General features: G+C 68.1%; 17 protein-coding genes. 6 read left to right on the forward strand and 11 right to left on the reverse strand.

Features of this window, described 5'->3' with window-relative positions; all coding sequences use genetic code 11:
* Positions 1-149: 149 nt before the first annotated feature.
* Genes ACIA8C_RS40580 through ACIA8C_RS40590 form a run of 3 tightly spaced genes read right to left on the reverse strand, consistent with a single transcriptional unit; the run spans position 150 to position 968 of the window.
* A complete protein-coding gene (locus ACIA8C_RS40580; RefSeq protein WP_397144389.1) occupies positions 150-326 on the reverse strand; it encodes a CsbD family protein in 177 nt (58 codons plus the stop codon).
* A gap of 9 nt (positions 327-335) precedes the next feature.
* Complete coding sequence (locus ACIA8C_RS40585; protein ID WP_396997687.1) at positions 336-491, reverse strand: hypothetical protein; 156 nt, start codon at positions 489-491, stop codon at positions 336-338.
* 24 nt (positions 492-515) lie between these two features.
* On the reverse strand, positions 516-968 hold the full coding sequence (locus ACIA8C_RS40590) for a hypothetical protein (protein WP_397144391.1): 453 nt from the start codon (positions 966-968) through the stop codon (positions 516-518).
* Positions 969-1,089: 121 nt separating this feature from the next.
* On the opposite strand from ACIA8C_RS40590, the gene ACIA8C_RS40595 reads away from it, so the two are divergent.
* The gene (locus ACIA8C_RS40595; protein ID WP_397144393.1) at positions 1,090-1,290 is read left to right on the forward strand and encodes a heavy-metal-associated domain-containing protein; all 201 of its coding nucleotides are present in this window, start codon (positions 1,090-1,092) and stop codon (positions 1,288-1,290) included.
* 37 nt (positions 1,291-1,327) lie between these two features.
* Here the strand turns inward: ACIA8C_RS40595 and ACIA8C_RS40600 are convergent, their stop codons facing one another.
* A complete protein-coding gene (locus ACIA8C_RS40600; protein ID WP_397144395.1) occupies positions 1,328-2,899 on the reverse strand; it encodes a Na+/H+ antiporter in 1,572 nt (523 codons plus the stop codon).
* A 151-nt stretch (positions 2,900-3,050) separates the two neighbouring features.
* Between ACIA8C_RS40600 and ACIA8C_RS40605 the strand changes: the two genes are divergently transcribed.
* On the forward strand, positions 3,051-4,223 hold the full coding sequence (locus ACIA8C_RS40605) for a cytochrome P450 (protein WP_397144397.1): 1,173 nt from the start codon (positions 3,051-3,053) through the stop codon (positions 4,221-4,223).
* A gap of 44 nt (positions 4,224-4,267) precedes the next feature.
* Here ACIA8C_RS40605 and ACIA8C_RS40610 read toward each other — a convergent pair whose 3' ends face one another.
* Positions 4,268-5,263 carry a DUF418 domain-containing protein gene (locus ACIA8C_RS40610; protein WP_397144399.1) on the reverse strand — a complete coding sequence of 332 codons (996 nt, stop codon included), beginning with the start codon at positions 5,261-5,263 and terminating at the stop codon, positions 4,268-4,270.
* Between the two features lie 120 nt (positions 5,264-5,383).
* Here ACIA8C_RS40610 and ACIA8C_RS40615 point away from each other — a divergent pair, with 120 nt between their 5' ends.
* Genes ACIA8C_RS40615 through ACIA8C_RS40625 form a run of 3 tightly spaced genes read left to right on the forward strand, consistent with a single transcriptional unit; the run spans position 5,384 to position 6,433 of the window.
* Positions 5,384-5,830 (forward strand): MarR family winged helix-turn-helix transcriptional regulator, encoded by a 447-nt coding sequence (locus ACIA8C_RS40615; RefSeq protein ID WP_397144401.1) that lies wholly within the window; start codon positions 5,384-5,386, stop codon positions 5,828-5,830.
* Positions 5,827-6,207 carry a DUF5313 family protein gene (locus ACIA8C_RS40620; RefSeq protein WP_397144403.1) on the forward strand — a complete coding sequence of 127 codons (381 nt, stop codon included), beginning with the start codon at positions 5,827-5,829 and terminating at the stop codon, positions 6,205-6,207. Before ACIA8C_RS40615 ends, ACIA8C_RS40620 begins: the two co-directional genes overlap by 4 nt.
* Before the next feature lie 49 nt (positions 6,208-6,256).
* A complete protein-coding gene (locus ACIA8C_RS40625; protein ID WP_397144405.1) occupies positions 6,257-6,433 on the forward strand; it encodes a hypothetical protein in 177 nt (58 codons plus the stop codon).
* A 9-nt stretch (positions 6,434-6,442) separates the two neighbouring features.
* Here the strand turns inward: ACIA8C_RS40625 and ACIA8C_RS40630 are convergent, their stop codons facing one another.
* The 3 genes from ACIA8C_RS40630 to ACIA8C_RS40640 are packed head-to-tail and all read right to left on the reverse strand — an operon-like array spanning position 6,443 to position 9,167.
* Complete coding sequence (locus tag ACIA8C_RS40630) at positions 6,443-7,327, reverse strand: aminoglycoside phosphotransferase family protein (protein ID WP_397144407.1); 885 nt, start codon at positions 7,325-7,327, stop codon at positions 6,443-6,445.
* Positions 7,328-7,359: 32 nt separating this feature from the next.
* The gene (locus ACIA8C_RS40635) at positions 7,360-7,998 is read right to left on the reverse strand and encodes a response regulator (RefSeq protein ID WP_397144409.1); all 639 of its coding nucleotides are present in this window, start codon (positions 7,996-7,998) and stop codon (positions 7,360-7,362) included.
* Positions 7,995-9,167, reverse strand: coding sequence for a sensor histidine kinase (locus ACIA8C_RS40640; protein WP_397144411.1), 1,173 nt, complete (start codon positions 9,165-9,167; stop codon positions 7,995-7,997). Before ACIA8C_RS40640 ends, ACIA8C_RS40635 begins: the two co-directional genes overlap by 4 nt.
* 142 nt (positions 9,168-9,309) lie before the next feature.
* Here ACIA8C_RS40640 and ACIA8C_RS40645 point away from each other — a divergent pair, with 142 nt between their 5' ends.
* Entirely contained in the window at positions 9,310-10,314 is a 1,005-nt protein-coding gene (locus ACIA8C_RS40645; protein ID WP_397144413.1) for an SDR family NAD(P)-dependent oxidoreductase, read from the forward strand.
* Positions 10,315-10,386: 72 nt separating this feature from the next.
* On the opposite strand, the gene ACIA8C_RS40650 is transcribed toward ACIA8C_RS40645, so the two are convergent.
* From ACIA8C_RS40650 to ACIA8C_RS40660, 3 genes are all read right to left on the reverse strand, one after another.
* Complete coding sequence (locus ACIA8C_RS40650; RefSeq protein WP_397144415.1) at positions 10,387-11,271, reverse strand: aminoglycoside phosphotransferase family protein; 885 nt, start codon at positions 11,269-11,271, stop codon at positions 10,387-10,389.
* 42 nt (positions 11,272-11,313) lie between these two features.
* Entirely contained in the window at positions 11,314-12,111 is a 798-nt protein-coding gene (locus ACIA8C_RS40655; protein ID WP_397144417.1) for a hypothetical protein, read from the reverse strand.
* A gap of 171 nt (positions 12,112-12,282) precedes the next feature.
* Positions 12,283-12,882, reverse strand: coding sequence for a hypothetical protein (locus tag ACIA8C_RS40660; RefSeq protein WP_397144419.1), 600 nt, complete (start codon positions 12,880-12,882; stop codon positions 12,283-12,285).
* Positions 12,883-12,891: the final 9 nt, after the last annotated feature.

Raw genomic sequence — 12,891 nt, forward strand, 5'->3', positions numbered from 1 at the left:
CCCACTTTTCCCCCCACCCGTCTCTTTTGTGGGGGGGGGGGGGGGGGGGGGGGTGGGGGGGGGGGGGGGGGGGGGGGGGGGTGGGCGCGCGGGGGGGGGGGGGGGGGGGGGGGTTGGGCCCCCCCCCCCCCCCCACACCGGCCATCAGGTCAGCGCTTGAACGCGTCCCGTAGTTTGTCCGCGGCGCGTTTCACGTTGCCGCTGGCTTGTTCTCGACGTCCCTCGGATTCCAGGCGGCGGTTACCCACCGCTCGGCCGAGATACTTCTTCGCATTGCCCCTGGCGGCTTGCACCTGGTGCGCGATTCTGTCTTCGAACTTACTCATGGCCGGTCCCTAGTAATACCAGCGCCGACCACCGACCGGGCGGCCCACCGATCCGGCGACCATGAGCACGAGGCCGATGACGAGGATGATGATGCCTGCGGTGGTGAGCAATCCGATTCCGAGCAGCCACCCCGCGATGAGGAGGACAAGTCCGAGAATAATCATGGTCGTATTTCCTTTTCTCGATGATTATTTCGACGCCGGCGCCTGCACGCGGGGCGTGCTTGCGGCGCGCGGTGTGTCACCGGCGGGAGTCGTGGCCGGACGGCGCACGAACCGACTCCAGACGGGTTCGCGGTGCGGCTGCGGTACGGGCTCCTTGCCGACCGGCGGTGTGCCGTCCGATAAGTCGCGCCGGACCGCCGCCATTTCGCGGCGGGATTGCCTGAGCTCGCGACGTGCCGCCATGTTGCGGCGGGATACACGCCAGACACCGGTCAGCAGGAGAGCTAGGCCCACCGTGCCGATGGCGCCGAGAACGATGCCGTAGCCGAACAGCAAACCGCTGGAGCCATGGAAGTGGTAGTCGAAAACGGCGAAATCACTTGGTAGGAAGTTGGCTTCGCCGTTGTTCGCCACCACCGCGGCGACTCCGACGATCACTGCTGCGATCAAGACGACGAGCCCGATGATGATGATCATGACAATCCTGTTGTGTCGAGTTGTATGACACCCCGGCTATTCCCGGGGACTCGGCGACCAAACGTAGGGAATCGAACTCGACTGTTCGTCGGCGTTTACGCCGGTCGATACGGTCTATTCGATGGTCATGAGTTCGTACACCTTCACCTTGCCCAACGTCACCCACGAGTCCGCCTCCGCCATCGAGTCCACGCTGCGCGGCGTCAACGGAGTCGATTACGTCGACATCGACGTGCCGTCGGAGTCGGCCACCGTGAACTCCGACCTCACCTACAACGAGGTGCTCGAGGCGATCCGTAATACCGGCGTGGCCGCCAGCTGATCTTGGTGCCCGACTGGCCAATTCGTTGAAGCCAGGTTCAGCGCCTGCCGAGATCGAGGCGCCTGGTCACCCGGTCGACGAGATCCGGCGGCATGCCCGGCTCCCGCCGGGCGTTGAGCGCCTCGCGGCGACCGGCCTCGACGACGTCCTCGCGGATGCCGCGTAATCGTTTGGCCAGCTTCACATTCCGGGCCGCCTCCGATTTGGCGTCCGCGTCCGCGGCCTGCGGGTCGGCTCGCATCATGCGTTGCCGGAAGCCGTCGCGGAGCCGCTCGTAGACATCGTCGGGGAGATCTTGTTCGGCGGCAATCTCTTTCAGCCTGGCCATTTCCGCCTTGATCACCCGCTCCCACAGCTGACGTTCCAGTTCCCGCTCCTTCTGGGTGTCCGCGTGCACGCCGGTGCGGCGGACGACGAACGGCAGCGTCGGCCCTTGCAGCAACAGGGTGAACAGGACGACGACGAAGGCCGTGAACAGGATCTCGGTGCGACCGGGGAAGTCCTTGCCGTCGTCGGTGACGAACGGAATGGCCAGTGCCAGTGCGACAGTCGCTACGCCGCGCATCCCGGCCCACCAGGTGACGACCGTCTCCCGCCAGGTATAGGGCTCGTCGGCATTGGGCCACCAAATCCGGCCGATCGCCCAGGTAGTCAGGAGCCAGACCAGGCGAAGGCCGACCACGGTGGCGACCACCGCGCTCGCACCGCCGAGCATTTTCGGCCAATCATGGCCCGTCGCATCGAGTACCGCGCCGAGCTCCAGGCCGATGAGGCCGAAAGCGAAGCCGCTCAACAACATTTCGATGATGTCCCAGAACGACGCGCCGACCAGCCGGTAGTCCGAGTCGGCGAACTCGGTGACCGCGTCGGTCAGATACAACGCGCAGACCAGCACGGCAAGCACGCCGGACCCGTGCCACGCCTCGGCGAGTCCGTACGCGGCGAACGGCAGCAGCAGGCTCAGCGCCACCTGCCAGGTCGCCTCCGCGAGATAGTTGGTCAACCGGCTGCCCGCCCAGCCGAGCACCAGCCCGACGGCGATCGCGACCACCGCCGAGATCACGAATTCCGCGGCGGCGCGCGGCGCGGAGAACCGCCCGGTGACCACCGCCTGCACCGCGACGCCATAGATGACGATGGCGGTGACGTCGTTGAACAACCCCTCGCCACCCAGCACCACCACCAGTCGGCGCGGCAACCCGAGGCTGCCTGCCAGCGCGGTCGCCGCCACCGGATCCGGTGGCGCGACCACCGCCCCCAACGCGACAGCGGCCGCGATCGGCAACGCCGGATACCAGGCATGGAACACGGCGGCCACCGCGGCGGCGGTCGCGATCACCAAGCCGAACGCACGCAAGGCGATCAGCCCCCAGTTCTCCGCGAACTGCCGCCACGAGGTCCGCCGCGACGCCGCGTACAACAGCGGCGGCAACACCAACGGCAGGATCAAATCGGGCGGAACGTTGATCCGCGGCGCGAACGGAACCAACGCCACCACACACCCGAACACCGTCATCAATACCGCCGACGCCACGCCGATCCGCTTACCCAGCGGTTCGGCGAAGATCGCGGCAAACAAGATGACGAACATCAGTACCAACTGGTCCATGACCGTCCAGTCTGCGATGCCGGTCCCGAGTTGCCCGCCCGGCACGCCGTACCGGGGCCGCCACGATTGCCCGTCGATAGCGGACAGCGCTACCGATGACCTGCATCGGGCCTTCGAGAAGTCTTGGCGCGCAATGCGAGATGATGATCGGATGACGGACGTATTCGGCGCCGGATTCGCGGCAGATCCGTGGCCGACGCTCGAGCGGTTGCGTGCCGACGGCGGGGTGCACCGGATTCGGACTCCGGACGGGCCGCCCGCGTGGCTGGTGACCAGGTATCGCGATGTGCGCGCCGGACTGTTGGACGATCGGCTGCCGGTCGACATTCGACGGGCAGGCACCGAGGACTATCGCGGGTTCGTGCTCCCGCCGCCGCTGGACACGCTCGTCCGCGCCGAACCCGCCGACCACGCGCGCATGCGCCGGATCGTGACGGGCGAGCTCTCGCCGCGACGGCTGACCGAGTGGACGCAACTGGCTCCCGGATTGATCGATTCCTTTCTCCAAGAGCTGGATTCAGGCACCGAGGTCGACCTCGTCGAGCAACTGGCCGTCCCGCTGCCCGCCGCGGTACTCGGCGAACTACTCGGCTTAGGCGAGGCCGAACGCGAAAGTCTGCTCGGCTGGGCCACTTCGACGCTGCTTGTCTCGGCCACTCCCGCACGCGCCAGAGATACCCTGACCACGATGCTCGAGATCATCACCGCGACAACGGAGCAGGCGCGGGCTACCCGCGCCGACACGCTGCTCGGCAGGCTGGTCGCCGCGCACGACGACACCGGCTCCCCGTCCGCGGACGAGCTCGCCGGACTCCTGTTCTACCTGCTCTTCGTCTGGTACGAGGTGCTGGTCGACCTGGTCGCCGGGTCGGTGCTGACACTGCTCGGACGCCCCGACCAGCTGCACATTCTGCACACCTCGACCGAAAAGCATTCGGCGGTGGACGAATTGCTGCGCTACCTCTCGCCCCAGGTCCTCGCAGGCCCACGCTTCGCGACCACCGACCTCACCATCGGCGGGCAAACCATCCGCACCGGGCAAACAGTCCTACTGTGTCTCGCCTCAGCCAATCGTGACCCCGAAATCTTCGACCGCCCCGATGAATTGGACCTCACTCGCGCATCCCACGCGCAACTCGGCCTTGGCTACGGCCTACACGCCTGCCTAGGCAACGCCCTGGTACGCACCCTCACCGCCACCGCCCTCGACCGCATATTCACCCGCTGGCCGGCCACCACACTGACCGTGCACGAACGAGATATCGCCTGGCGCTCAGGCTTTCGGCACCGCGGACCGTTCACGTTGCCGGTGCAGCTGAGCTGACACGCCGCCTACCCGCGATCTCTGGCCGGTGCGTCCCGAACCCGTCACCGGTATCGAACGGGCTCCGGCAGGCGGCGGACGGGGACCAGGTCCCACCAGGTGACGCAGCGCCAAATCCATTCCATCGGGCCGTAGTAGAACAGCTTCAGCCAGGCCCAGCTGGTAATTGCCTGCAGCACAATGATGGCCGCGGCTAGGGCTAGGAGCTGGCCGTACTTGGCGGAGCCTGCGAGGTGTAGGTGGGGTTCGGCGAGCAGGATCAGGGCGGTGGCGGCGAGGTAGTTGGTCAGGGCCATTCGACCCATCGGCTCGAGGACTTCGGACAGGACCGCCCCGGTTTCGGTGCGCAGGATCAATAGGAGGCCGGTCAGGTAAGTGAGAGCGCCGAGTAGGCCCGCTATCGGGGGCGCGGTGCTGATCAGGAGGTCGAGGTACGGGGTGTGGTATTCCCACATCGCGGTGAGTACCGCGGCGGGGACAGCTAGCGCGAAGAGGGCGGCGAGCTGCCAGCCGCGTTCGTCGAGAGTGTCGGCGATGTCATAGCGGGCTGCGGCTAGGCCTAGCAGAAACAGGCCTGGCACGAGGCCGAAGCCGCCGCCGAGGGTCACCGCGACGCCGATGGTCGCGGCGAGACCGGCGACCAGGATGGCCAAGCGCGGCAGGCTGGTGGCGGGTAGCAGGATCACCAAACCGACCAGGGCATAGGGCAATAGGGCTTCGCCAGGCTGGAATTGGTGATGGATGAGGCCGAGGACGCCGAGCGCGACGAGGCGGCGGATCAGCACGAGGCGGGGGCGATCGGTGCGCTGCGCGGCGCTGTCCAGGAACAGTGCGAAGCTCAGGCCGAACAGGAACGAGAAGATCGGGAAGAAGCGGCCCTCGAACAGCACCGAGAGCAGGTGCCGCAGCGGGATCAGCTCGCCGGGGGCCCGCACCACGGCCATGTCGGTGAGCTGCCAGATGTTGACCACCAGAATTCCGCACAGGGCGAATCCGCGCACTGCGTCGAGCTCGTGAATGCGGCCTGCGTCGTTCTGCATGCGTCTCAAACTAACGATCACCGGCGCCGGAACCACGCTTCTCCGACGTGATGTCGCGCATATACTTCATGCGCTAACTGTTTGTGCGTTAACATTGATGGCAGTTCGACAGGAGGACAGATGGACGATCCGCTGCAGCTCGACCGGCAGGTGTGCTTCGCGCTGGCGGTGGCCAATCGCGCGGTGCTCGGCGTCTATCGGCCGCTGCTGGAACCGCTCGGTCTCACCCATCCGCAGTATCTGGTGATGCTCGCGCTGTGGGGCGAGGCGCCGATGTCGGTGAAGGCGATCGCCGAGGCCATCCAGCTCGACTCGCCGACGTTGTCGCCGCTGCTCAAGCGACTGGAGAGCGCCGGGCTGATCACGCGCGAACGGGACAGCCGCGACGAACGGAACCTGGTCGTGAACCTGACAAAGGCCGGTGCCGCGATGCGCAAGCAGGCCGAGCGGATTCCGCCCGCGGTGGTCGAGCGGCTCGGCGTCACCCTCGCCGATCTCGAGGAACTCCGCGAAGTGCTCACCCGGGTGAACGAGGCCGCACGGCGGTCGTCAGGAGATTGCGCATGACCCGAAAAACGCGGCGGCCCAACCCGATCCAGTGGATCGGCTACGCGTTCGGCCGCCGGCTGCCCGATTCGATGACCGACTGGGTGCGCAACGACCTCGCCGGAAAGCACGCGACCACCCGCCACATCGTGCGCGGGATGATCCCGTTCACCCCGCTGTTCGTCGTCTTCCTGCTCTTCCCCGGCGAGCTGTGGTTACGGGGTTCGATGGTGCTGCTCGCCGTGCTCCTCGCGCTGTTCTACACAGCGGCGTTCATGCCGATGAATCGCGCCCACCGGCTGGCCAAGCACGGACTGCCCACCGATTTGGAAAGCCCCGAACGCACGCGGCGCCGCGCGCTGGAACGCGCGAGGTACGCGGCGCAGCATCCGCACTGACCACGCGCACGAGTCGCACTGCCGCGCAAGTGAATCAGTGCGCGAGTTGATGGCTTATGCGCGTCGTGGCCAAGGTGAGGCACTCACCGGAATCGCCACCGCCGACCCCGCCGCAGGCCAGTGGATCGTCCGGGTGGGGCTGTCACCGTTGTTTTGGCCCGCACCCGATCCCGCCACGGAGCGTGCGCCGGTCGAACGGTTCGTCGTGCCCAATTTCGCCGCATAGCAGGCAGACTCAGCGCAGCGCCCACGGCGCGATTTCCCGCACCGCGAAGTAGCCGTCGTCCTCGAGGTCGTCGTCGTCCAGGAAGTCCAGCCAATTGCGCAGCGCGCGAACGAGTGTCCACGCCCTGGCGCGATCGGCGTCGAGGCCTGCGCCGTCGACGATCGCGGCGAACCGTTCGTCCAAGGACGACTCCGTCAAGCGGTTCCAGATCAGCGACAGGGTGGTGAATTCGGGGTCGCCGACGAGGGGTTGCGGATCGATCACCAGCCAGGGCTCGCGTGTCCCGCCGAGCACGTTCTCGTAGTGCAGATCCTCGTTGGCCAGCAGCCGGGCCGCACTGGGGCCCAATTGATTACACGCGTCGACCGCCGCGTCGAGCAGCTTGCGCGGGAACGGTGCGCCGAGCCGCGCCCAGTCCTGCGGGAGTTCCGCCGCGTACCGCTCGGCCTCGTGCCGAAGGTCACGGCTCAGGCCGGCGGGGGCGGGAATCGCGAGGCGGCGCAGCAGGCCGGTGACGATCTGCACGGCTTTGTCGATCGGCTCGTTCACCAGGGACCTCGTCGAGTCGAGGCGTTCCATCAGCAGGACGCCGCGTTCGGGGTCGCTGTCAAGCAGACGGACCGCGCCCACTCCGTTCCAGGCGGCGAGCGCGAGCGGTTCGTCGCGGGTTTCCGGTGTCATGATGCTCAGTTTCAGCACGACCGCGCTGCCATCGACCGTGGTGGCCGGCAGCACCAGCCCGGCGTAACCGTGCATCGACGGGCCGTCCAGGCTCAGTTGCCACCGTTGCAGATATTCCTCGACCAGCCCGGGCAGCCGGTCCAGAAAGGCCCGCGCCTCCTCCCCTTCATTCCTGGCAAGGCGCTCAGCGAAAAACTCGGGAACAATGCTCACCTGTCGAGCCTCTCAGCACTGTCCAGCCAATTTCAGCGGACGCGCACGCCGAGGACCGCGAGTTGCACCCGGTTGGTGGTCCCCGTTTTGGCCATCAGGTTGGTGATGTGGGTTTTGACGGTGGTGATGCCGAGGTGCAGGCGCGCGGCGATGTCGGCGTTGGCGAGGCCCTCGGCGACCAGCGCGAGCACCTCCGCCTCGCGGGTGGTCAGGCCTCGGGGTGCGGCGTACTCGGGCGTGGGGGTGCGGGCCGCTAGGGCGGAGTCGACGACGCGGCGCAGCACATCGGGTGAGAACGGGTGATCACCGGCGGCGGCGCGGTGGATGCCATGAAGTAGGTCGGTGGGCGAGGCGTCCTTGACGAGAAAACCACAGGCCCCTGCCGCCAGCGCCGGGTAGAGGTGATCGTCGTCGTCGAAGGTGGTCAGCGCGAGCACGCGGGCGGCCGGTCTGGCGGCGAGAATCGTTGCGGTGGCACGGATTCCGTCCATGCCGGGCATGCGCAGATCCATCAGGACGACGTCGGGGCTCAGTTGCCCGGCGAGCCGGACGGCGTCGGTGCCGGTGGCGGCCTCCCCCACCACCTCCAGGCTGTTGTCGGTCTGGCAGAGCATGCGCAGGCCCGCGCGGACCAGGTGCTGATCGTCGACGATGAGGACGCGGATCGTCATGACGACACCGGTCTGCCGAGCGGAAGGCGTGCCGCGAGTTGCCATTCCGCGCCGACGCGGTCGGCGGTGAACTCGCCGCCGAGCAGCTCGACGCGCTCGTGCAGTCCGATCAGGCCGAGTCCGTGGCCGCCGGACCGATTCGCGGTGGCATCGTTGGCAGATCTCGACTTCGACGAGGATCCATTGTCGCGCAACGTGAATCGAACGTCACCGGCATCCAGGGCAATGGTCAATCGCGCGGCCGCGCCCGGTCCGGCGTGTTTCGCGATGTTCGAGATGCCCTCCTGGGTGAGTCGCAGCAACGTAAGGGCAAGTACCGCATCGACATCGACGACGTCGTCGGCCACCTCGGCGGCCACGATGATCCCGGACTGCCGTGCGCGGTCCACCACGGCGGCGAGGGCAGCGGGCAGATCAGCGGGGGCGAGGAACGAGTCGCCGGCCATCGAGGGATCGCGCAGGATGGCGACCAGCCTGCGCAGGTCGGTGAGGGTTTCTTTGCCGCTGGCGTGGATGTCGTCGAGAACCTCGAGCGCACCCGGTGGCGCGTCGGGCATAGCGTGCCGGGCAACACCGACGCGCAGCACGGTCGAGGACACATGGTGGGCGACGAGGTCGTGCAATTCCCGTGCGATAGCGGTGCGTTCGAGGGCCCGGGCGGCCGCGATCTCGGCGTCGCGGCGTTGGGCGATCTCGCGCGCCTCGCGCAGCGCGTGGTCGGCGCCCTCGCGCGCCGTGTGCAGCAGAACGCCGATCAGCACCGGCGCACCCGCCATCACCACCGCCCGATACCCGTTCGCGGCGAGATCACTGCTGGGATGCAGCAGGTAGGCACCGGCCAGCACGCACGCGGCCAGCCACGGCTGCCAGCCGGATCGGCGGGCCGACAATTCGATCAGCGCTATCGCGGCGGCGACCTTGGCCACCACCGGGCCCGCGTCGCCGATCTCGAAACCGAGCAGCAGCAGGCTGCTCACCAGCAGTGACGTGGCCAACGGCCAGCGAACCCCGCCCGCGGTCGCCAGCACCGCGAGCAGCCCGATTGCCCAGTCGAGCACGCTCGGCGAATCGGCGAGGAAGAGCAGACACCCCACCGCGGCGACCGCGAGCACCAGCAGCCGCACCGGCAAGAACCGCACGTCGAGCCACGATTCCACACCTAGTGTCACGCCAGCCGAAGTCACCATCCCATCATGCCGTGCACCTACCCTGCCCGGCTCCTCCCTCCGGAGGAGCACCCTCCTCCGCGCGGCCGAGATTCGGGCCGGCGGGCGGAGTCGCCGGAACTCGGTTGGCGCGAGGGTTTCTGGCATGACGAACGACAACGACTCGGCGCGAGCGTCCGACGGTGGCGAGCCCCACGATTCCCTGACCGGGGCAGCGCGCCCGGCCGGGCACGAGAAGCCGAGCCGCAGGCGCTTGCTCGGCACGATGGCCGCATCCGGACTCGCGGTCGGCGCGGCCGCGGGTCTGGCCGGAGGTGTCGCGCTGGGCGCGAATTCCAACCCGCCGCGGTTCACCCCCACCGCGGTGCGGCGGTTCGAGGGCAAGACGGTGTTGATCACCGGCGCGACCTCGGGCATCGGCGCGGCGGCGGCGCACCTGTTCGCCGCGGAAGGCGGGCGGGTGGCGTTCTGCGGGCGGCGCGAGGAGCGCGGACGCGCGGTGGAGCGCGAGATCCGCGCCGCGGGCGGTGAGGCGACATACATCCGCGCGGACGTCCTGGTGGAGGAGGATGTGCGCGACTTCGTCGACGCGACCGTGAAAACCTATGGCGGACTGGATGTCGCGTTCAACAATGCCGGTATCACCGTGCAGAAGAAGCTGCACGAGTACAGCACCGCCGAATTCGATCGGGTGCTGAACACCAACCTGCGCGGCACCTTCCTCGCGATGAAATACGAAGTACCGCACATGCTTCGGCGTGGCGGCGGCACCATCGTGGTCACCTCGTCGAGTAACGCGCTCGCCACCGATGCGGGCAGAGGCGCGTACACCGCAAGCAAACGGGGCCTGGTCGGCCTGGTTCAGGCCGCGGCGCTCGACTACGCGGCGAGCGGCATCCGGGTGAACGCGCTCGTCCCCGGCACCACCGACACCGAGTTGGTGCGCCGGGCAGGCGGTTTCGAGAACATCCCCGATGACGTGTATCAGGTAATGATGAAACAGTGGGCGAGCAGCAATGTTCCGGGGCTCGGCCGATTGGCGACGGCGGCGGAGATCGCCGCGTTCGCGCTCACCCTCGCCTCCACCGAACACCCGTATCTCACCGGCGCGCAATTGGTTATCGACGGTGGAAAGACCGCGCACGCGTGAGCGAGCGAACCGAGGACACAACGTGCCGAGCCCACGACGGAACCGAGCGCCAGCGAGGTGGAGCCGGGAGATTCAGCGCAGCGCCCACGGCCCGATCTCCTGGACGGACGGGTAGCCGGGGTCGTCGCAGTCTTCGTCCTCGGCGAACCACAACCAGTTTCGCGCACACTGCACGAGTGTCCAGGCGCGGGCCAGGTCGGCATCCAGACCCGCGAGGTCGACCACGGCGGCGAAACGGTCGTCGAGCGCGGATTCGGTTCGGCGACTCCACAACAGCGAGAGGGTGGCGAATTCGGGATCGCCCACCAGTGGCTGCGGATCGATGACCAGCCACGGCTCCCGCACTGCCGCAAGCACATTCTCGAAGTGCAGGTCCTCGTTCACCAGCAGCTGGTCCGCGACGGGTCCGAGTTGGGTGCACACCTCCACGGCCGCGTCCAGCATCTTGCGCGGGTACGGTGCGCCGAGGCGGGCCCACTCCCTGGGCAGTTCCTCGGCCCAGCCCGCGGCCTCGGTCCGCAGATTCCGTGAAATACCTTGCGGCACCGGGATAGCCAGCCTGCGCAGCAGTTCACAGGTGACCCGTACCGCGTCGTCGATCGGCTCGGTGTGCAACGAGCGTCCGGCATCCAGGCGTTCCAGCAGCATCGCGCCGTGGTCGGCGTCGCTCTCGTAGAGCATGACCGCACCGTCGCCCTGCCACGCGGCCAGCGCGACGGGCTCGTCCTTGGTTTCGGGTGTCAGGTAGGCCAGCTTGAGCACGGCCGGACTGCCGTCGGCACGCAGGACGGGCAGCACGAGCGCGCCGTAGCCGTGCATCGACGGCCCGTCGAAGGTGAGGCGCCACTGTTCGGCGTAGTGCGCGGCGAGGTCGGGCAGGCGGTCGAGCCAGGCTCGGGCCGGTGCGCCCTCCTGGTTGGCGAGTCGAGTAGCGAAGAATTCGGGCACGACAGTCACGGCATCGAGCATCTCAGCCGTGTCGATCGATTTTCGGTGGACTCAATTGGGACCGGGCGGCGGCGGGCCCGGGTTCAGGGGTGGCGGTACCGGAATGAACGGTGGGAGCCCGGGAATGATCGGCGACGGGGCCGGATTCGCAGGCGGTGGACCTGGGTTCGCGGGTGGCGGACCTTGATCGGCGGGCGGCGGGCTCTGGTCGGCCGGGGGCGGCGGGTTCGGCGACCGCGGGCCCGGATTCGCGGGCGGATCGGCGGGCAGCGCCGCGGGCCCACCGCCTTGCTCTTGCGGGACGCAGACCCAACGACCATCCGGGGGCAGGGACCACTGAGCGACGATCCCGTCATGCGAACAGTCGTCACCGGCCGCGTGGATGTCCAGCCCAGACCCTTGCGGAAGGCAGACCGAGCGCCCGTCCGGGCCCCGGCCCCACCGCGCGATGATCCCGTCGTGCGAGCAGTCGTCACCGATTCGGTGCACGTCCTGCCCGGCCGGGACGCACGCCCATTGCCCGGCGCGCAGATCCCACCGCGCGAGGATGCCGCCCGCCGAGCAGTCGTCACCGAGCTTGCGGGCGGGCTGTGGCACCGGCGCGACCGGCGTCGCGGGCCCCGAACTCAGCCGGTGCGGCGTTGTGGTGGCGGTGCCGCCGGACGTTGGGCTCGCGGTGCCGGTCGTCGAGGCCGACTTCTCGTCCTTGGCGTCGTCACTCGACCCGAGCAGCAGCCCGATCGCGACCACCAGCACCAGCGCCGCCGCGATCACCGCCGCAACGACCAGGCCGCGGTTGTCGGCGCCGCTCCCCCCTTCGGGTTCGTGACTGCCGCCGGGTGCCACCATCGAAACCGCCTTCACTGTACGGACAGGAAATACCGGCACGAAAGTTGATCTTCACGGCACGCTACCCGAAGGTTGCTGAGTCGATGCTCAATTTATGTACTTTTTGTTTATGCAGGTAGAAGCCATCTACAAGAAATAGCTACCGTTAAATACGTTTGCTGGCGGCGCCGGTCACTGCTTGGGCAGCGCGCCCGCCACCCCGCCGACATCGGCGACCTTCCAGCCGTTGTTCGGATCCACGTTCACCGTGTAGGTGACCGTGGTCTGCGCGCCTTCGGGCGTCTGGGCGCTGGTCGAGGTGACGTTGAGGAAGACGTTCACCTTGTAGACCCCGTTGTCGGCGTTCATCACCTTGGCGGTGATCGGGGTCGAGGTCGAGGTCCACTTCAGCGGGACCAGGATGTCCTGCAGCTTCGGCGCGGTGGCGTCGAACTTGCCCGCCAGCTGCGGCGTGGTGTTGGTCTTGAGCTTGGCGACCCAGGCGTTGACGTCCTGGAAGTTGATGTTGGAGGCGCCGACCGCGTAATCGGTGGCGACCTGCTCGGCGTGCTGGCCGGCGGCGGCCGCGGCGTCACGATCGTTCAGGTCACCGTGCGCCGACGCCCACAGCGCGGCGAACACCGCGGTCGCGGCGGCCAGCGCCACCAGCGCGGCACCGTAGGCGACCGTCGACAGGCGGATCGACACGGTCCGCGCGTTCTTGGCCGCGGGCGCGGCGGTCTCCGGCGCCTCGGTGGTCGGCTTCGGTTCGGTCACAACGTCGTTCGACATCGCGGCCTC

This window comes from Nocardia sp. NPDC051321, assembly GCF_044455225.1.
In the GTDB taxonomy this organism is placed as follows: Bacteria; Actinomycetota; Actinomycetes; order Mycobacteriales; family Mycobacteriaceae; genus Nocardia.

Excerpts from the sequence above, each read along its gene's own strand:
- ACIA8C_RS40580 (WP_397144389.1), bottom strand. The coding sequence starts at position 326 with ATGAGTAAGTTCGAAGACAGAATCGCGCACCAGGTGCAAGCCGCCAGG.
- ACIA8C_RS40585 (WP_396997687.1), bottom strand. The coding sequence starts at position 491 with ATGATTATTCTCGGACTTGTCCTCCTCATCGCGGGGTGGCTGCTCGGA.
- ACIA8C_RS40590 (WP_397144391.1), bottom strand. The coding sequence starts at position 968 with ATGATCATCATCATCGGGCTCGTCGTCTTGATCGCAGCAGTGATCGTC.
- ACIA8C_RS40595 (WP_397144393.1), top strand. The coding sequence starts at position 1,090 with ATGGTCATGAGTTCGTACACCTTCACCTTGCCCAACGTCACCCACGAG.
- ACIA8C_RS40600 (WP_397144395.1), bottom strand. The coding sequence starts at position 2,899 with ATGGACCAGTTGGTACTGATGTTCGTCATCTTGTTTGCCGCGATCTTC.
- ACIA8C_RS40605 (WP_397144397.1), top strand. The coding sequence starts at position 3,051 with ATGACGGACGTATTCGGCGCCGGATTCGCGGCAGATCCGTGGCCGACG.
- ACIA8C_RS40610 (WP_397144399.1), bottom strand. The coding sequence starts at position 5,263 with ATGCAGAACGACGCAGGCCGCATTCACGAGCTCGACGCAGTGCGCGGA.
- ACIA8C_RS40615 (WP_397144401.1), top strand. The coding sequence starts at position 5,384 with ATGGACGATCCGCTGCAGCTCGACCGGCAGGTGTGCTTCGCGCTGGCG.
- ACIA8C_RS40620 (WP_397144403.1), top strand. The coding sequence starts at position 5,827 with ATGACCCGAAAAACGCGGCGGCCCAACCCGATCCAGTGGATCGGCTAC.
- ACIA8C_RS40625 (WP_397144405.1), top strand. The coding sequence starts at position 6,257 with ATGGCTTATGCGCGTCGTGGCCAAGGTGAGGCACTCACCGGAATCGCC.
- ACIA8C_RS40635 (WP_397144409.1), bottom strand. The coding sequence starts at position 7,998 with ATGACGATCCGCGTCCTCATCGTCGACGATCAGCACCTGGTCCGCGCG.
- ACIA8C_RS40645 (WP_397144413.1), top strand. The coding sequence starts at position 9,310 with ATGACGAACGACAACGACTCGGCGCGAGCGTCCGACGGTGGCGAGCCC.
- ACIA8C_RS40655 (WP_397144417.1), bottom strand. The coding sequence starts at position 12,111 with ATGGTGGCACCCGGCGGCAGTCACGAACCCGAAGGGGGGAGCGGCGCC.
- ACIA8C_RS40660 (WP_397144419.1), bottom strand. The coding sequence starts at position 12,882 with ATGTCGAACGACGTTGTGACCGAACCGAAGCCGACCACCGAGGCGCCG.